The 19749-nt window shown below is 66.5% G+C and carries 8 protein-coding genes; all 8 read left to right on the top strand.

What is annotated here, in order from left to right:
* Positions 1 to 78 precede the first annotated feature (78 nt).
* The 8 genes from pglW (at position 79) to ACI789_RS02520 (ending at position 19192) form a co-directional block, all read left to right on the top strand.
* A complete protein-coding gene (gene pglW, locus ACI789_RS02485; protein ID WP_457006564.1) occupies positions 79 to 4326 on the top strand; it encodes a BREX system serine/threonine kinase PglW in 4248 nt (1415 codons plus the stop codon).
* Positions 4323 to 7883, top strand: coding sequence for a BREX-2 system adenine-specific DNA-methyltransferase PglX (gene pglX, locus ACI789_RS02490; RefSeq protein WP_457006565.1), 3561 nt, complete (start codon positions 4323 to 4325; stop codon positions 7881 to 7883). The genes pglW and pglX overlap by 4 nt, the downstream gene beginning before the upstream one ends.
* Positions 7880 to 11509, top strand: coding sequence for a DUF6079 family protein (locus ACI789_RS02495; RefSeq protein WP_457006566.1), 3630 nt, complete (start codon positions 7880 to 7882; stop codon positions 11507 to 11509). The genes pglX and ACI789_RS02495 overlap by 4 nt, the downstream gene beginning before the upstream one ends.
* A gap of 106 nt (positions 11510 to 11615) precedes the next feature.
* A complete protein-coding gene (gene pglZ / locus ACI789_RS02500; protein ID WP_457006567.1) occupies positions 11616 to 14240 on the top strand; it encodes a BREX-2 system phosphatase PglZ in 2625 nt (874 codons plus the stop codon).
* On the top strand, positions 14237 to 15577 hold the full coding sequence (gene brxD / locus ACI789_RS02505; RefSeq protein ID WP_457006568.1) for a BREX system ATP-binding protein BrxD: 1341 nt from the start codon (positions 14237 to 14239) through the stop codon (positions 15575 to 15577). Before pglZ ends, brxD begins: the two co-directional genes overlap by 4 nt.
* Complete coding sequence (locus tag ACI789_RS02510) at positions 15574 to 17685, top strand: DEAD/DEAH box helicase (protein WP_457006569.1); 2112 nt, start codon at positions 15574 to 15576, stop codon at positions 17683 to 17685. Before brxD ends, ACI789_RS02510 begins: the two co-directional genes overlap by 4 nt.
* A 104-nt stretch (positions 17686 to 17789) precedes the next feature.
* Complete coding sequence (locus ACI789_RS02515) at positions 17790 to 18761, top strand: hypothetical protein (RefSeq protein WP_457006570.1); 972 nt, start codon at positions 17790 to 17792, stop codon at positions 18759 to 18761.
* The gene (locus ACI789_RS02520) at positions 18758 to 19192 is read left to right on the top strand and encodes a hypothetical protein (RefSeq protein WP_457006571.1); all 435 of its coding nucleotides are present in this window, start codon (positions 18758 to 18760) and stop codon (positions 19190 to 19192) included. The genes ACI789_RS02515 and ACI789_RS02520 overlap by 4 nt, the downstream gene beginning before the upstream one ends.
* The last annotated feature ends 557 nt before the right edge of the window (positions 19193 to 19749 follow it).

Raw genomic sequence — 19749 nt, forward strand, 5'->3', positions numbered from 1 at the left:
GTCTCCGGTCGGAGGGGGTTCCGTAAGCATGGGTACCGCGAGTAAGACCGGCGCCGGGGCGAGTTGCGGGGCTGCGACTTGAGGAGTGACAGTCCTCGCTGGACTCAGGTCACACCGTCAGCCTTCGCCTGGGAGCGCGAGGCGCTCGAGCATGTCAAAGCACTGCTCCCCGACGCTGAGCCATACCGCGCCTGGGCGAACTTCGAGTTCGTCGCCGACGACGGCACGGTCAACGAGGTGGACCTGCTGGTCGCCTGCCCACGGGGTCTCTACCTCGTCGAGATCAAAAGCCGGCCTGGTCGGCTGACGGGCGACGCAGGCACATGGACGTGGCGCGGTGAGCGGACGCGGACGGACGACAACCCACTGTTGCTCGCAAATCGCAAGGCCAAGAAGCTCAAGTCGATGCTGGAGCGGGCTGCTCGTCCTCGCCGGGCCAGGGTTCCGTTCGTTCAAGCCGTCGTCCTGCTCCACGGGCCGGGCATCGATGTCCAGCTAGACCCGGCCGGTCGGGCCCACGTCTACGCCCCGGACAGCGACCTGCCGATCCCGCGTCCTGGTGCTCTTCCTCGAATCGGTCGAGAGCTGCTGACTGCTCCCGCTGACGACCAGCGTCGAGGCTTGGACGCGATGACCAGCAAGGCCCTGGTCGGGCTCGTCAACGACCTGGGCATCCGCCAGTCGCGGCGCCTGTTCACGATCGGCCAGTATGAGATCACCATGCCGCCTCTCGACGAGGGGCCGGGGTGGCAGGACTTCGCCGCTAAGCACGTCGACCTGCACGGGGTTAAGGCTCGCGTTCGCATCTACCTGGTGGAGAAGGCGGCGAGCCAGGAACACCGGCGGACTGTCGTTCGGGCGGCGGAGCGTGAGTTCCGGTTGCTGTCCGGGATGCAGCATCCGGGCATCGTTCAGGTGCAGGCATACGTCGAACACGACCTGGGTCCTGCTCTCATCTTCTCGCACGAACCAAGCAGTGTCCGGCTCGACCACTACCTCCGCGACTCGCTCGACCGGCTCACCGTGGACGCGCGCCTCGCGATGGTCCGGCAGCTCGCAGAGACGCTCCGATACGCCCACAGCCGTCACCTGGTCCACCGTGCGCTCAGCCCACGCAGCATCCTCGTCATCGACCCGGACGCCGCCGTTCCTCGACTCAAGGTGCTCGACTGGCAGACGGGCGGTCACGCGGGGACGACGACTGCCACCACGACGAGCCGCGTGCAGGGAACCTCGCACCTCGATCGACTCACCGACCGTGCGGTGGAGTCGTACCTCGCACCGGAGGCGTTGGTCTCACCAGACGCCCGAGGAGTGCCTCTGGACCTCTTCGCACTCGGGGCGGTCACCTTCCACCTGTTCGCCGGTCGTGCGCCGGCATCGAGCGCGGTGGAGCTCTCCGAGGTCCTCCGCGGCGAAGGAGGACTGCGGCTCGACGGGGCAGTAGACGGCGTCAGCAGCCGGCTTGCAGAGCTCGTGGCCATGTGCACCGCACCGGAGGTCGATAGCCGATTGGACAGTGCTGAGCTCTTCCTGGAGGAGCTCGACGCTGTCGAGGAGGAGCTGACCGCGCCCGAGGACGACACCGTCGATCCTCTCGACGCCCACAAGGGCGACCGACTCGACGGTGGTCTGACCGTGGTGCAGCGATTGGGCAGCGGCTCCACGGCGCTGGCCTTGCTCGTCGAGGGAGGGGAGCTCGCTGAGCCGGCCGTCCTCAAGGTCGCCTTGGACGCCGACAAGGAACAGCGCCTCGTAGACGAGGCCGAGGTGCTGAACCGGGTCCACCACGCGGGCGTCGTCCGGCTGCTCGGAGAAGTCAGCGTGAGCGGTCGGTTCGGCCTCCTGCTGGAGCGAGCCGGCGACCGGACCCTTGCACAACAGCTGCGCGAGGACGGCAGGCTTCACCTCGACCTCCTCGAACGCTTCGGAACAGACTTGCTGCAGGTTGTCGATCACATCGACGGCGAGGGTGTCGCGCATCGAGACATCAAGCCGGACAACCTCGGCGCCCGTCCTCGCAGACGAGATCGGCAACCGCACCTGGTCTTGTTCGACTTCTCCCTGGCAAAGGCACCGATCGAAGCAGTCCGCGCCGGGACAAGCGTGTACCTGGATCCCTTCCTTGGCTCCCGCTCGCGACCGCACTGGGACCCCGCCGCCGAGCGATATGCCGCTGCCGTGACTCTGTACGAGATGGCGACGGGCACCTTGCCGGCGTGGGGAGACGGCGAGACCGCTCCTGCACTCTTGGACGACGAGGTCACGCTTGAGCCGGAGCTCATGGACTCGGCGGTCGCCGAAGAACTCACGGACTTTTTCAGAACTGCTCTCCGGCGGGATGCGGCACAGCGCTTCCCGACGGCAGAGGCGATGCTCGCGTCTTGGAGAAGGATCTTTGCTGCCCTGGGGGAGGCAGCGGGCGAGGAGTCTGCGGAGGAGGACGCCCGCGACGAGGCCGCGGCTCGCGCGACGATCACCACACCCTTGGCACAGGCCGGAATCTCCGCTCGAGGCGTCGCTGCTCTGGAGCGATTCGGTGTCTCGACCGTGGGCGAGGCGCTCGCGGTGCCGTCGTACGAGCTGACGCGCATGCGAGGCGTCGGCGACGCGACCCGTCGCGAGGTCCGCTCCCGGATCAGGGAGTGGCGACTCAGGCTGGCGCGTACGTCCATCGGCGCGCCGTCGCCATCGCCCGGGAACGCCGTGTCGGACGCCGTCGAGCCACAGCGCAGCGTGGACGCAGTACTTGCCTCGCTCTTGCCGGGCGGTGGCGTCGCCGTGAATCCGGTGGTCACCGCCTACCTGGGGCTTCACCGGCCGGGCGCGCTGGGAACGAGTACGTGGCCTAGCGAGCGCGAAATCTCGGAAGCGGTACGGGTGCCGCCGGAACAGGTGTCGCGCGAGACGGAGAGCGCACGCAGCGGCTGGCTGTCATCGTCTCTGGTCAGCGACGTGCGTGAGGACGTCGTGAGGCTGCTCGCCGACGCGGGTCGGGTCGCGACCCCCGCGGAACTTGGCGAGGGGTTGCTCGCCGTCCGAGGAAGCGCTGCTCCCGCTGAATTGCGACGTCCGGAAGCGGTTGCCTTGGCGCGTCTCGCGGTGGAGACAGAACTTGCTGACCCCGCTGGTTCCCGCCTGTGGCTTGGCCGAGCTCGTGGCCGAGTGCCTCTCGTCGCGTTGGAACCGACTGACGACGACCCGACGATGCCACCGGCGGAGGCGCTCGTCGGTTGGGCGCGCCGCTTGGCCGTGCTCGCCGAAGAACTTGCCGGCACCGATCCTCTGCCAGGCCCTGCGCGCGTGAGGGCGCGGCTGGTGGAGGAGCCGCCGCCGGAGGGCTATGACGTCGTTGACCCGGACCGGCTGGTGCGCCTCGCCGCCTCCGCCTCGACCATGGCCGCCGCCTCGCCGCGGCTGGAGCTCTATCCCCGGGATCTCGACCCCATCCGGGCGCTTCGCTTGGCCCAGGGGGCTTTGACGGGCGCTGGCGTGGATGCGCTCTCTGAGAAGGAGCTCCGCGGGCGGGTCGCTGCGAGGTTTCCGGTGGCACCGTCCCTCCCGCAGCGACCGCGACTCGATGCCCTCATCGAGGAGTCCGGCCTCCCTCTCAGTTGGGATCCCGTTGAGGAGCTCTATCGCCTCGGAGGACGAGAGGGGTTCATCTCCGCTACGACGAGGTTGCCGAGTCGGGTGCTGACGGCCACGTCCACTGCCTCGATCCCGGCCTCGCCAGAGGTCAGGGCGGCCGTCCGGGCGGAGTCTCGGCTCACCCGAAGCGTGAAGGCAGGGGGATTTCTAGCCCTCGTCGTGCGGCCACGCCTGCTCCCCAGGGCCGTCGACGAACTCGCTCGTCGTTTCGCGATGACCGAGATCGATGTAACGGCACAACTCATCGAAGAGATGAGGACGATTGCGCAAAGAGCCGGTGTGCCGTGGGAGCTCGTCGTCGCGGCGGACGCCGCAGAGCCAGGGAGCCGTGACGCGACCAATCTCTCTCGCCTTGTCGCCGACGCCGTCCCCGGTCTTCGCACACGGCTACGCGGAGCAGGCGAGGCACTGATCCTCAGTGAGGCCGCAGTGCTCGCCCGCTATGGCGCGGGACATGTCCTGACCGACCTCATCAACGACGTCGGACGCAGCGGCTCTGGCCTACGCACCCTGTGGTTGGCGGTGCCCGAGGACCGCTCGGGGGGCCTTCCGATGCTCGACCGTGAACCCGTTCCAGTGATGACTTCGAATCAATGGCTACGGCTTCCGGACTCCTGGGTGAGCAATGCGCACCGTGGTAGCGCAACTTCAAAGATCGAAGGTAGCAACGCGTGATCGATGCGCCGGTGTTGTTGAAGGACCTCCAGAGTCAGCTGCGCCTCCTGGAGGCTGATTTGCGGCTTCGTCTCGAGGAAGACACCTTGCTTCGCGAGACCTTGGAGACGGAGCACGCACAGGCTCTGGCGGTGGAGCGTACGGCCGCATCGTTCGGGGCGTGGCGGGACGAGCGGGTGACCCAGGCTGCTGTGGCGTGGCTGCTGGCGTGCGTTTTCGTCCGGTTTGCCGAGGACAACCACCTGGTCGCCGACATCCATCTTGCCGGGCCGGGGGAGCAAGGCCGGATGGCTGCCGATGCGCAGATGCACTACTTTCAGCAGCACCCCACGCATAACGACCGCGATTGGCTCCTCTCCGCATTCCGGGCATTGTCGGCGTATCCTGCATCCGCGCCGCTGTTTGATGAGCGATACAATCCATTATGGCAGATGCCGATTTCGGCGGATGCGGCATCTACTCTGCTCGAGTTCTGGCGGCGGCGTGACGCTGACACGGGTGCGCTAGTGCACGACTTCCGAGATCAGTCCTGGGAAACTCGCTTCCTGGGGGACCTTTATCAGGACCTGTCGGAGCTCGCCAGGAAGACGTACGCGCTATTGCAGACCCCGGAGTTTGTTGAGGAGTTTCTGCTTGACCGGACGCTGGAGCCGGCGATCGCCGAGCGCGGGGTCCACAAACTGCGCATGATCGATCCAACCTGCGGATCAGGACACTTCCTATTAGGCGGCTTCGCCCGTCTGCTGACGCACTGGCGCAACCAGGAGCCCGGCACTGACGATAGAGTTCTTGTCCAGCGTGCTCTAGGGTCTGTCTATGGCGTGGATGTCAATCCCTTTGCCGTGGCGATCGCGAGATTTCGCCTGACTGTTGCAGCGCTGAAGGAATCGGGGCTGCGCCGATTGGGCGACGCGCCGGCATTCCGAATGAACTTGGCAGTCGGGGACTCCTTACTGCACGGTCGGCGCGAGGGCATCATTCCTGGAATGGATGATGCAGCACTCCGCCTATCGGACCATGCCTACGCGACGGAGGATGTGAATCTTCTTCGCGAAATCCTGGATCCGGACCATGCATACGATGTTGTGGTCGGAAATCCGCCCTACATTCAAGTGAAGGATCCTGCACTTCGTGCCGCGTATCGCAAGCGGTACAAAGTGAGCGTCGGCAACTATGCTCTTGTTGTTCCCTTCACTGTTCGATTCCTCGAACTGTGCCAGCCTTCGTCGCCGGTCGGCCACGTAGGAATGATCGTTGGTAGCGCCTTCGCAAAGCGAGAGTTCGGCGCTCCATTGGTCCACAACTTCCTCGCTGGGGTAGACGTAACTCATGTCATCGATACAAGTAAGGCATATCTTCCTGGGCATAACACTTCAACTCTTATTCTCCTCGCCCGTCGCCAGCGACCGTTGAAGAGCGATATTCGGGTTGTCCTGGGATTGACTGGAGAGGCGGGCATACCCACGCCCGCGGACCAAGGTGTCGTCTGGCGTCAGATCGTCGACCGGCTGGACAGTCCAGGTTGGAGGTCGCGCTTCATCGAGGTTGTGGACCTCCCACGGGAACGTCTCGCGATCCACCCCTGGAGCCTGGGCGCTGGCGGTAAGCTGCGCTACGAACTGGAAGCTCGACACCCATCGCGGGTGGGAGACAAAGTTCTCAGAATCGGCATGTTCGGCGATTCCCACGCCGAGGACTTCATGTCCGTTCGGGCCGGAACCCTAGCGAGAAAGGGGTTGCCAGACCGATACTGGAGGCCTGCCTACAATGGCGATCAAATAAAGGACTGGGCATTCCTTCCTGCGGATGAGGACGTCTTTCTGCCCTATTCCGCGTCGGGTGAACTTCTGCCGTTGCCCTCTAGTGGCGAGGGCCTTCCGTTTCTCTGGCCGTTCAGAACAACGCTCGGGAATCGCAGAACCTTCTCTGGCGAGTCCTACATTCAAGCTAACCGCCCCTACCATGCATGGCATCAGCTGCCCCGGGACGCCGACGCGCGTCCTGAGAGAGCCTACTTCCATAAGATCACTTCCCATAATCAGGCTCTCTACGCTAGAGGCGCGGTGCCCACGAAGCCGAGCGCCTTCGTCGTAACCTTCCCTGCCGCCGTTCTGCCCATCGAGGTTGTGGGCACAGTTGGCGTACTTAACAGTTCGATTGCCGCCTTTATGCTCAAGCAGGTCTGCTATCCAAAGGGTGGAGATAATGCGGGCGCTGAGGGCGCACGAGTGGTTAAGAATGAATGGGACGAACGTTACGAATTTAACGCTGCAAATCTAAAGCGTCTACGAATTCCGGAGGCGCTTCCAACCGTCCGGGCGCAGCGTCTGTGTGAAATCCTCGGAGGGGCGGTGCCTGAGGACGAGAACGACGAATATGTGCCGCGTCTACCCGCGAACGCCTCGGACGGCGATGCACGACGGCGACGCGGGTTGAGTATCGCCCTACAGGAGGAACTGGACTGGGAATGCTACTTGCACTACGGTGTTATCGATGAGGACTTGACGGCGCCCGACGGATGTATACCGGCTTTGGTGCTGGGAGAGCGCGCCTTTGAAATCATCATGGCGCGCAGGCTGGCGGCTGGTGAGCAGTCTACGGAGTGGTTCGCGCGGCACGGATCCGCGCCGGTTACAACATTGCCCCTTCATTGGCCCGCTGCCTATCGCCAAGTCGTCGAGCGCCGGATAGCGCTGATTGAGGAGAGCGCTGACCTCGCCCTTGTGGAGCGGCCGGAGTGCAAGCGGCGTTGGCAGGCTGAGGATTGGGAGCAGCATGAGCGTCGAGCCCTGCGGGACTGGTTGCTGGACCGTCTGGAAGGTCGCGGGACGTGGATGGCAGACGCAGCCGCAGGGGCTCAGCCGGTAATCCGCAGTATTAGTGAGCTAGCCGATTCCTTGCGTGAGGATTCCGAGTTCTTGTCCGTCATGGCCCGGTACACGGGGCGTCTCGACCTCGACTTGGTTGCCGAGCTCAGCAAGTTAGTGGTCGAGGAGGCGGTGCCCTTCCTCGCTGTATTTCGGTACAGCGAGTCGGGCCTTCGTGTGCGAGAGGAGTGGGAGAGAACCTGGGCGTTGCAGCGCCTCGAAGACGCTGGGCAGGCGGTCGGTGCGATCCCGGCTCCACCTAAGTATTCGGAGAAGGACTTCGCACGTAAGGAGTCATGGGCGCTGCGAGGCAAGCTGGACGTTCCCCAGGAGAGATTCATTTCCTATCCGACGGCCGGTCGGGACGCTGATCCGACGGTCATGGTCGGTTGGGCCGGCTGGGACCATTTGCAGCAGGCGCAGGCCTTGGCGACGCTCATCGTCGAGCGCCGGGAGATCGATGGATGGAGCCCTGAGCGTCTGGTGCCGATGCTGGCTGGATTGGCCGAACTGGAGCCTTGGGTGCATCAGTGGCATGCCGCTGTGGACCCTTCCTACGGCACCACGCCCGGAGCGTTCTATACGGAGTTTCTCGAGGACACCCTGCGAGAGTGCGAACTGACCCGTGATGACCTCGCCGCGTGGCGTCCGCCAGCGCCCAGCCGAGGCCGACCAAGGAAGACACGATGACCCTCGTCAGCGAACTGTTGAAGGATCTGCCCGATCAGGTCCTGAGCGGGGACTTCGTTCTCCGCCTGTCCGAGGGGGTGGCAGACCCCGAGCAAGCGCTGTCGTCGTACGTCGTCACCCCTCAGCTCGCCGGCTCGTTCGACCAGGCGCTGGGCGTCATCAGGCAAGCCCTGTCGAATGGGACGTCTAAGGCGGCATACCTGCACGGGTCCTTCGGCTCCGGTAAGAGCCACTTCATGGCAGTGCTGCATGCGCTGTTGCGGCATGATCCTCACGCACGCGCAATCCCCGAGCTCGCGGCGATCGTGGCGAAGCATGACCAATGGCTGGCTGGCCGCCGGTTCTTGCTCGTTCCCTACCACCTCATCGGCGCAAGCTCACTCGAGTCGGCGATCCTCGGCGGTTACGTCAAGCACGTACTGCAAGTCCACCCCGACGCCGCGCTGCCGCCCGTCTACGTGGCAGACAAGATTTTCGAGGACGCTCGAACGCTCCGCACGAAGATGGGCGAGGACAAGTTCCTCGAGGGGCTCGGTGGTGGGCCAGCGGGCGCCGGCAGCTGGGGCAGTTACGGCGGCGGTTGGACCACTGCCCAGGTCGATGCGGCGCTGAGCGCTCCGCCGAATGATGCCGAGCGGAATCGGCTTTTCTCGGATCTCGTGCTGTCCTACTACTCGGCGTACCGGGACGTAGCCGCCAGTGGCGGCGCCGCCTCCTACGTCAGCCTGGACGAGGGACTCGTGGCTATCGCCGCGCACGCCAAAGAACTTGGCTACGACGCCCTGCTCCTGTTCCTCGACGAGCTCATCCTCTGGCTCGCCAGCAATATGGCCGACCACTCCTTCGTTGCCCACGAATCGTCCAAGGTGGTCAAGCTGGTGGAGGCCGCCGGTCAGCCCCGCGCTGTCCCGGTCGTGAGCTTCATGGCCCGACAGCGAGATCTGCGGGAGTTGATCGGTACGCACGTGCCCGGGGCCGAGCAGCTGGCCTTCGCTGATGGGCTATCGCACTCTCAGGGACGGTTCGACACAGTCCACCTGGACGACCGCAACCTTCCGGTCATCGCGCAGCGACGCATCCTGGCGCCCAAGGACGACGCCGCCAAACGGCAAATCGACCAGGCGTTCGAGACCGTGGCCCGCATGCGGCGCGAGACAATGGACGTCTTGCTCGGTAGTGATGCAGACCGGGACGCCTTCCGGGCTACCTACCCCTTCAGCCCCGCCTTCGTGTCGACTCTCGTCGCCGTCTCCTCGGCGCTGCAGCGGGAGCGCACCGCGCTGAAGGTCATGCTGCAGCTGTTGGTGGACCAGCGGAGCACGCTTGAGCTTGGACAGGTCGTCCCCGTCGGGGATCTGTGGGACGTCGTAGCTGCTGGCGACGAGCCCTTCACTGACGAGCTGCGGGGTCACTTCGAGAACGCGAAGCGGCTGTATGTCGAGAAACTGCGCCCGATGCTGCTCAGGGAACACGGCCTCACCGAGGAGGAGGCAGAGCAGCAACCCAGAAAGGCGTCGTTCCGAACGGACGACCGCCTCATCAAGACGCTGCTGTTGTCTGGGCTCGTCCCCGAGGTCGAGGCCCTCCGCAACCTGACGGCCGGCAAGCTCGCGGCCTTGAACCACGGCCTTCTTGCGACCCCGATCCAGGGCCAGGAGAAGCGCATCGTGCTGTCCAAGCTGCGCACCTGGGCGGGCGAGGTCGGAGAGATTCGGATCGGCGATGACACTGCTGACCCGATCATCAGTCTCGAGCTCTCCTCCGTGGACGTGGACCGCGTCCTCCAGCGCGCGCGCGGCGTCGACAACGTTGGTGAACGCCGACGCCTCGTACGCCGTCTTGTCAGTGAGGCGCTGGGGATCGGTCCGCAGGAGACCTTCACGACGACCCATGACTTCACGTGGCGCGGCAGCCGACGCAGTGTCGAGGTGGCCTTCGGCAATGTTCGAGACCCTCGAGATCTGCCTGATGCCGCTCTCGTGCCCGAAGGGGCCGGATGGCGAGTCGTCATCGACTTTCCCTTCGACGACGAGGGCTATGGGCCGCACGATGACCTTGCGCGACTCGACGCCCTGCGATTGCGACAGCTGACCGGGCGCACCGTCGTCTGGTTGCCGTCATTTCTGAGCGCTCGCCGTCAGGAGGATGTCGGAACCCTCGTCGTCCTCGAGCACCTTCTCGCCGGCGAGCGCTTCGAGAGCTATGCGAGTCACCTGCCGCCCCAGGATCGGCAGCCGGCGAAGAGCATCCTCGCCAACCGCGCGGCGTCGTTGACCGAGCGCCTGAAGTCCGTGCTGCTGGCTGCATACGGCGCGTCGCGGGCTGAGACCGCGGACCTGCAGGTGTTCGAAGGCGCTGAGACCCTGCGCTCGCTGGATCCTTCATTCACTCCGCAGCTGCCTGTCGGAGGAACGCTCAGCCAGGCATTCGAGAGCCTGGCCGACCAGATGCTCAAAGCGCAGTTTCCTGCCCACCCAGACCTTGACAGTGGCGGAACGGGAACCGCCGTCCGCCAGCGCGACCTCGCCGTTGTCTTCGAGGAGGTGTGTCGCGCCGTTGAGCAGCCCGATGGCCGCGTCATCGTCGATTCGGCGAAGCGAAGGACGATGGCGCGCATCGCCAATCCTCTGCGGCTGGGCGAGATGCATGAGGCGCCGTTCGTTCTCGGCAGGTACTGGGAGCAGCACTTCCTGCGTAAGGCGGCCGAGGAGGAAGTGACCGAGGAGATCCCGGTGCCCCGGCTGAGGGAGTGGATCGACGAGCCCCAGCCCATGGGTCTAGCGCGAGAAGTCCAGAACCTGCTCATCGCGTCCTTTGCAGCACAGACCGATCGCTCGCTCTATCGAGCCAGTGGTGCAGCAGTCCCCCTGGGTCTCGATGTCTCGGACGACCTGCTGCTGCGGCAGCCGGCACTCCCTGCCGAGGACGAATGGCAGAAGGCGCGCGAGCGCTCAAGGGGACTGTTCGGAACCGTGGTGGCGGCACTTCGTAGCGCTGCGAACGTTGCGCATGTGGCGCGGGTCAGCCGCGAGGAAGCGGCGAGGCGTCGCCCGGACGCGGCGCGGCTCGTGGCAGCCCTTCGAACCCATATCCACGAGCTGGGGCGTGAGGGGCTCGAGGCTGGTCGGCTTCGCACAGCCGAGGCCGCTCTGAACCTTGTGGATGCCGTCCGGGACGGCGACGACCTGACGGTCATCGCTGCGCTCGCGGGGACGGATCTCCCCGTGACTGAGGTGGTCGTCTCCAAGTCGCTGACCGCCGCAGCAGATGTCGCGACCGCTGTTGAGTCGACGAACTGGACGCTGCTCCGAGGACTGGAGGGCCTGACCGACGACCGCCGGCAGTCGGCTGAGCAAGTTCTTCAGCGGCTCCGGGAAGTCGCGGCCCACGATGAGCACGCGGCTGCGCTAGCGCCGGCCCTTAAGGAAGCAGTTCGACGGGCCAGTGAACTGCTGGTTGCCCCGACACCGCCCCCGGCGCCCCGAGCGACTTCTGCCACGGCGGTCGTGCACCGCGTCACAGGTCGCGACAGGGAAGCGGTTGCTCGGCAGCTCGCCGAGTACATGGACGCCCATGCGGAAGAGCTGTTGGAGATCACCTGGCGCGTGGTTGAGGGCGATGCCTGATATCCGCTTTGGAGGGGTCGCGCACGGCATATGGCTTTGGTCGGGGCGTGCGGTGACATGGCAAAACAGTCATTCTTCGATGAACAACAGAACCTCCAGGTGACCCGTGACCGACACGCTCGAAGAGATCGTTCCGATCGCTACCCCGGCGCTCGTGCGGGCTGTGGTGGCCGAGGCGCTGGACAAGAGGCCCGAGGCTCGGGTGGTCGCACTGAGCGCTCAGCCCCGGTGGCACTATCCGACTGAGCTCGACGTCAATGGTCGGTCCGTGACCGTGGTGCCGTGTGTCTCGAGCCTTGCTGTCCGTCAAGCGCTGGTGGAGCATCCTCGGCCCGCGCTGCTGGCCGTGCTTACGGATCGGCCTGAGGCCGACCTCGGGTCGGGCTTGCTCGCGCATTTCGCCGGCGAGCGCGTTCTGCCGTTGGATCGCTGGCTTGCTGTGCGAGCGCGGTTTGGCGCCAGCCGACACGACTCTCGACTGGGTGAGTGGGCTGCCGCCGCGCTCTTGGAGGCGGAGCCTCCGGTGGGCTGGCCGCCTGTACCGAGCGGCTATCTCGATCGAGACACCGCCATGGGGCACCTCGCCGACGCCCTGCTCGGCCTCGGGGCAGCGGACCTTGACGAGAGCGGCTTGCTTCAGTGGACGTTGCGCGATGACGCTGCTGCTCGCTGGCGGAGCCTGACCGCCGACGTTCGCTCGGGATTGACCCAGTGGCTCGTTGAGCGTGCGGGCCCCATGGTCCGCGTGATTTCGGCCGCTTCGGATGCCGGCTACACGCCAGACGTCGTCCCGCTAGGCCTTCTGGCGGAGCTGGCGGCGACTGACGAGGCGGAGTCCGTGGGCGTGCGCACGCGGTTGGAGCGCTTCATCGGCGACCAGCCTCTGAGTCGGGAGCTGGCCAGCAGGTGGGGGGCGGCCAGTGTGGGTGTCGTCCAGCGACTGCTGCTCACGGGACAGGACCAGCCGCTTCTGAGCCGGGCGGAGGTGCTGGTCAGCACCCTTGGCGCCGCTTCGCTGGCCGGGGCAAGCACGCTGCTGCCCCGAGGCCTCGATGGTCGTCTGCAAACTCTGGCTGCCGCTATGGACCGTGCGCTCCGCGACGCGTCCAAGGCCGGCGAGGTCGAGAGTGCTCTGTCGCAGGTCCATGAACATGCGCTGGCAGCATCGGGTGACAGCAGAGTGCGGGCTGCCGACATGGGCGTGCGCCTGCTGCGATGGCTCCTGTCCGAGCCGCAGCGACCGGACACCCTGAACGACCTGGCCCATGTCTACCTGAGCGACCGAGGCTGGGTCGATCGGGCTCGAGGTTCTGTCTGGGGCACTGAGACCGACGCACGCGTTGCCGCCTCGTACGGACGATTGCTGGACCGCGTCCGCGCGGTGCGTGACCAGGACGACCTCGCCTTCGCGAGGCGCCTGGCTACCGCTACATCGGCGGGTGATGTGGGTTCCTCGATCGTGGTCGAGCAGGTCCTGGACCGCGTCGTTGCCCCGCTCGCACGGCAGCAGCCCGTCCTGCTCGTCCTGTTGGACGGGATGAGCGCGGCGGTCGCGGTTGAGCTGGCAGAGGACTTGCAGCGACGTGGCTGGGTTGAACACATCCGGCCGGGTGAGGGTCGAGTGCCGGTCCTTGCTGCCCTTCCCACCGTCACGCACATATCTAGGACATCGCTGTTCTCCGGCAAGCTCGCTGACGGGGCCGCGCCCGACGAGCGCCGAGCCTTCCCTGTGCATCCGGGGCTCGCCGCTGTTAGCGGATCCGGCCTGCCACCCGCGCTGTTTCACAAGGCCGGTCTCGAAGGTGCCGAGGGCTGGGCCATCGCCGAGGATCTCGCAACTGCGGTGGCTCGGACGGGCCCGCGCGTGGTCGGCGTCGTCCTCAACGCCGTCGACGAGGAGCTCGACAAGGGAGACCCCGGCCGCAGGCGTTGGGGAGTTGACGATGTCCGCCATCTCGCCCCATTGGCGGTGGCGGCACGTGACGCTGGCCGGCTCCTGATTCTGCTGAGCGACCACGGACACGTCGTTGAGCGTGGGACGGAGCTTCGACCTTCCAGCGGCCTTCCCGCTCGGTGGAGGCCTGCAGACGAGCCTCCCGCGGCGGACGAGGTGCTGCTTGTCGGCCCGCGCGTTGTTCGCCCTGAGGGGCAGATCGTGGCCGCGGCGACCGACGGCATTCGTTATGCCGCGAAGCACGCCGGCTACCACGGCGGCGCCACACCCGCGGAAGTTGTGATCCCTTTCCTTCTCTTCTCCCCGAGCCTGGCTGTGGAGCTGGAGGGCTGGGAGACCGCGCCGCCGCAGCAGCCGTCGTGGTGGCTGGGGCCGTCGGTTGTGTCGAGCGCCGTTCCTGCAATACGAGCGCCTCGGCCGGCTCCGGTGCAGCCAAGCCTCTTCGATCCGGTCACTCCGACACCGACGGCGTCTGGAACCGTGGACGAACTGCTGAGCAGCGAAATTCTTGCCACACAACGGCGCCGCGCTCCACGTGCACGCGTCGACGACACCAGATTGCAGGCGGTGATTCAGCTGCTGCTCGATCACGGAGGGACCGCCGCATCGGCACAGGTGGCCCAGGCCGCGCAGTTGCCGTTGAGTCGCTTGGCAGGGTTCCTGAGCGCGATGGTGAAGCTGATCAACATCGAGGGCTACCCGGTCCTGCAGTACGACGAAGACGTCGTTCGGCTGGATGAGCGCCTGCTACGAACGCAGTTTGGGTTGACCGCATGACCATGCAGCTGAGTCCGCAGCGTCGGCGAGATGTCCTCGACGCACTTCGGCGGGGTGCTGTGCCGGACGCCGGTCTTGACGTCTTGGCCGTAGGACTGAACCGCTTCGAGCAAGCTGTGGACGACGAACTGGACACCGTTGCCTCCGGAGGCGCGGTGGTGAAGGCAGTGCGTGGTGAGTATGGGAGCGGCAAGACCTTCTTCGTCCGCTGGCTGGCTGAACGGGCGAAGCGGCGAGGAATGGCGACCTCTGAGGTTCAGATTTCGGAAACTGAGACTCCGCTGCACAAGCTCGAGACGGTCTACCGGCGCCTCACCGAACGGCTGATGACCTCCGAATACCCCCCGAGCGCCCTGCGCGCCGTCGTCGATGCGTGGCTCTACGCGCTCGAAGAGGACGTGCTCGCCAATGAGCGCGTACCTGAGTCGGACACGGCGCGCCTTGGTGCCGAGGTTGACCTGCTCTTAGAGCCACGGCTTGCCGAGGTGTCTCGGAGTGCGCCCGGGTACACCCCTGCGCTTCGGGCGTACCGAGCGGCTCGAGAGCGAGGGGATCGTGAGACCGCAGATGCCCTGATTGCGTGGCTCGGTGGTCAGCCGCATGTCGCTGCCGCGGCAAAACGCGCCGCCGGGCTGAAGGGGGAGCTCGACCACTTCGGTGCCTTCGGGTTTCTCCAGGGTCTTCTGACGGTTCTCCGGGATAGCGGCCATCCGGGTCTGCTCCTCGTCCTCGACGAAGTGGAGACGCTGCAGCGAGTTCGTGGCGATGTTCGCGAACGAGCACTCAACGCCCTGCGTCAGTTGATCGACGAGGTATCCGGCGGCCGGTTCCCCGGTCTCTACCTGGTCATAACCGGTACTCCGGCGTTCTTCGACGGGCCGCAGGGCGTGCAGCGTCTGCCTCCGTTGGCGCAGCGGCTAGCAACCGACTTCTCGACCGACGCGAGGTTCGACAACCCTCGTGCCGTCCAGCTGCGGCTGCCGGGCTTCAACGACGCTCGGCTTCTAGAGCTGGGGGCGAAGGTCCGTGACGTGTTTGGCTCCGGCGCGAGCGATCCCGGGCGTATCGCGAGCGCGGTGGACGACGCTTACATCGCCACCTTGGCGAGGGCCGTCACTGGCTCCCTCGGTGGTCGAGTTGGCGTCGCCCCCCGGCTGTTTCTCAAGAAGCTCGTGGGGGATGTGCTGGATCGGGTGGACCAGTTCGACGACTTCGACCCTCGGCAGCACTACGCGTTGACGGTCAATTCGATGGAGCTGACTGATGTTGAGCGGGAGAGCGCCAGTCTGACCGTTGCACCGGCGGCTCGGGCCGATGACGTGCGCTTGGATCTGTGACGGCAGACCTACTGGACCCCGCAGTCCAGTACCACATCGTCAACTCGCTCGGCTGGCCCGCGCTGCGGCCGTTGCAGGAGGCGGCCGTCGAGCCGGTCCTTCGCGGGGACGACGCGCTGCTGCTCGCGCCGACGGCCGGGGGGAAGACAGAAGCGGCGGCCTTCCCGCTTCTCTCGCGGATGGCGCAAGAGGACTGGCGCGGCCTGACCGTTCTCTACGTCTGCCCGCTGCGGGCACTACTCAACAACCTCGAGCCGCGGCTGGCCGGCTATGCATCCTGGCTCGGCCGTCGGGTCGGTCTCTGGCACGGCGATACGCCCGACGCGGTGCGGCGGCGTCTCACCGTTGACCGGCCGGACATTCTGCTGACGACGCCCGAGTCGTTGGAGTCGATGCTGGTGTCGACTCGCGTCACCCCGGAGCAGATGTTCGGCGACCTGCGAGCCGTCGTCGCCGACGAGGTGCATGCGTTTGCCGGGGACGACCGTGGGTGGCACCTGCTTGCGGTCCTCGAGCGGCTGTCGGAAGTTGCCGGTCGCCCGCTTCAGCGGATCGGTCTCTCCGCGACGGTGGGAAACCCTGACGCGTTGCTGGGCTGGTTGCAGGGCTCCGGGCGGTCGAAGCGACGGGCGAGCGTCGTGGCGCCGACCGTTTCTGCGGCGGTGACGCCGGAGCTGGAGTTGGACTACGTGGCGAGCGTGCCCAACGCCGCCACGGTCATCTCCGCTCTCCACCGCGGCGAGAAGCGACTCGTCTTCGCCGACAGCCGGCGGACCGTCGAGGCTCTCGCGGTCGCGCTGCGAGCACGGGGGACAACGACCTTCGTCTCGCACTCCTCCCTCTCGGTCGATGAGCGCCGGCAGGCCGAGAAGGCGTTCGCCGAGGCGCGGGACTGCGTCATCGTGTCGACGTCCACGCTGGAGCTGGGCATCGACGTCGGTGACCTGGACCGGGTGCTCCAGGTGGGATCGCCGCGGACCGTCGCCTCGCTGCTGCAGCGGCTCGGTCGCACCGGCCGACGGGCCGGGACGAAACGCAGCATGCTGTTCCTCGCTCTCGACGACGACCAGCTCCTCCAGGCGGCAGGTCTGTTGCAGCTGTGGAGCGAGGGCTACGTCGAGCCGATCACCCCACCGCCGCTGCCACGGCACCTGATGGGGCAGCAGCTGCTGGCGCTCAGCCTGCAGAAGGGGCGGGTCGGGCGGTCGACGTGGACCCAGAGCCTGGCCGGGCTCGAGCTGGCCTCGGCCGACGAGACAGCGCAGATCACGGATTGGATGCTCAAGACCGGGCACCTCGATGAGGACTCGGGGATGCTCTTCGTGGGCCCGGAGGCAGAACGGCGTTACGGGCACAAGCACTTCCTCGACCTGCTCTCAGCCTTCACCGCCGACCCGGAGTTCACCGTGCTGCACGGCCGGACGGAAGTCGGCTCTGTCGACCCGCTGGTGATGACGCGGAAGGTCCAGGGGCCGCGCGTGCTCGTCCTCGGCGGCCGGCCGTGGAAGGTCACGTTCATCGACTGGAAGCGGCGGCGGGCCTTCGTCGAGCCGACCGATCTGCCCGGCAACTCGAAGTGGTCGGGCATGGGTCAGCCGCTGTCCTTCGCCCTGACTGACGCGATGCGACGGGTGGCGCTGGGAGCTGATCTACCCGGGGTCTCGCTGACCCGCCGGACGATCGAGCGTCTGAAGATGATCCGCGAGGAGGTCCAACCGACGGTGTCGGAGGGCAGCAGCCTCGTGTTGCCCCAGGACAGCGGGCTGGCGCGCTGGTGGACCTGGGGCGGTGGCCGTGCCAACGGAGTGCTGGCTGCCGCGCTGACTGCTGTGGCCCCGGGGCTGGTGGACGAGCTCGAGCGCTACGACAACCGGTACGTGAAGCTGCGCGGCGATGCGACAGCCGGCGCGGTCCGCGACGCGGTGGCAGAGGCACGGAGTCGCTTCGGCCACGACCTGACCGGTGTCGAGCCGTCCGTGTCGGACGACGCGCTCAAGCAGCTCAAGTTCGCCGACCTGCTGCCGCCAGACCTCGCCAGCTCGACGCTCGGCCAGCGCGCGGCCGACCATGCTGGGGCTGCATCAGTGCTCAGGCGCCCCATCGCTTGAACCACTTGCGCCCTATCTGTCACGAACGGCGTGGGCAAAACAAAGTCTGAGCGATCCGCTATTACCTTCCTGCGAAGTCCTGCTGCATCTCGGAGGTTCAAGCGGTGGTCCTTCCCCTCATCCCTCTCGCCCTCATCGGCCTCGGCGCGAGCACAGGAATCGGTGGGATCGTCACCGGCGTCATGGGCGGCCTGAAGATGAAGGAGGCACAGTCGATCGCGGACGCTGCCCGCAAGCGTTATGACCAGTCGACGTCGCGCACTGAAGGCCGCGTCGGCGAGATCAACGAGCGCATCCAGCAGTACGGCCGTCAGCAGGAGCAGGCCCGGCAGCTGGTGATCAAGCGGATGGGTTCGTTCATCGAGCGCCACCGCCAGCAGGTCAAGCAGAGCGCTGCGCAGCTGCTCGACGGCATCGACGCGGAACAGCGGGACGTCGAGGCTTTCACAGGAGCGCTGACCGCGGACGTCAACTGGATCAAGGGTGCCGGCATGGCCGCCCTGACCGGAGTGGGTGCCTACGCCGGCATCCCGGGTGCGGTGACCGCCTTGGGCGCTGCGAGCACCGGGACGGCCATCAGTTCCCTCTCCGGCGCCGCAGCGCAGAGCGCCACAATGGCGTGGCTGGGTGGTGGACCACTGGCTGCGGGCGGAGGAGGCGTGGCCCTCGGCACGACCGCACTCGGCGTGGTGACCCTCGGTCCGACGATGCTCATCGGTGGCCTCACCCTGAACGTCCAGGGTGAGAAGGCGGTGACAAAGGCCAAGAAGTACCAGGCGAAGGTCGCCGTGGCCGTGGAGGAGCAAGCCGCCTTCCGATCATTTCTCGACACCCTCGACACCAGGATCACTGAGGTGAGCGACGTGCTTGCCGGGCTGGTGACGCGAGCGCAAGAGGCCCTCTCCATTCTCGAGCAGCTCGACTTCGACCCGAAGCAGCACACCGCCGAGTTCCAGCGCGCGCTCTCGCTGACGTTCGCGGTGCGTGACGTCTGCAAGGTGCCGCTGATCGGTGACGACGGGCAGATGAACGCAGACATGAACCGGCTGATGCTGAAGTACAAGGAGATGAAGTGACTGCCGCCAAGAAGCCGGTGGAAGGCACTGTGTTGCCGCCCGCGGCGAAGTCCGCTCTGCCCGGTGTAGACGCGCTGAGCGCCCTCAACAACGTCGTCGACGGGACGCTCGAGTTCCTGCGGGTGCGCGAGGAGGAGCGCACCAAGCGCGCCAACATCGACGCGTACGCGACGGTCGAGGTCACCCGTATCAAGGAAGCCGGCGCCTTCCTCAAGCAGTACTTCGAGCACGTCTTCGCGGAGCGTTCGCGGACCATCGACGGGCTCTTCGAGCACCTCGACGACGCGATGACGCGAGGCGACGGGACGGCGGCCACGGCGGCGCTGCAGGGCATCGTCGACCTGGCAAAGTCCTCACCGCTGGCCGACATCGGCGACCTGACCCAGGTGCGGAAGGCGCTCGACGACCCCGACCACGTCTGGGAACTGTAGCCAGGGAAGGCGGCGCAGCACCGCCAGGACAATCAGCGGAAGTGACGGTGTCGCGTCCGAATGCCGTCACGCTGACGAGCCGGCTGGTCGTTCAGCGGTATCAGGCCTACGAGGCGCCCGTGGGATGCGTCCGCAGTGTGCTCGGGGCGACAGGACCTGCTGTCACCCCGTCCACCCCAGCATGTGCCACTTGTGCCGACCGGCGAACCAGCGACCCGTCACTCGAGACCGCCGGTAGGTGCCCAGGTGTCCTAAGGGCGCGACCGTCACGTGCACCTGCCAGGACCGGCCGTCCGGTCGGTCGGGGAGGTGAGCACCTAGACGGGCCAGAGTGCCGTACCAGCCCGCGTATCGGTCCAGGAGGAGACTCGCCTCTCGTTGGGGCGCCGTGGGCGGGTCGTGGATGATGCGGCCGGTCAGCGGCGGGAGGCCTCCGAACTCCGGACCGCCGAGGAGGTGGTCGAGGACGTGGCCGAGGTGCAACGGATCCCCGCCGCCGTCCGCGGCGAGGTGCCACCGTTCCTCGGACTCGACCCGAGGCATGGGTGTGGTCGGTC

This window comes from Geodermatophilus sp. SYSU D00965, from assembly GCF_054050075.1.

Bases quoted from the DNA above. Each gene is read 5' to 3' on its own strand.
- brxD (WP_457006568.1), top strand. From the start codon at position 14,237: ATGACCATGCAGCTGAGTCCGCAGCGTCGGCGAGATGTCCTCGACGCA.
- ACI789_RS02495 (WP_457006566.1), top strand. From the start codon at position 7,880: ATGACCCTCGTCAGCGAACTGTTGAAGGATCTGCCCGATCAGGTCCTG.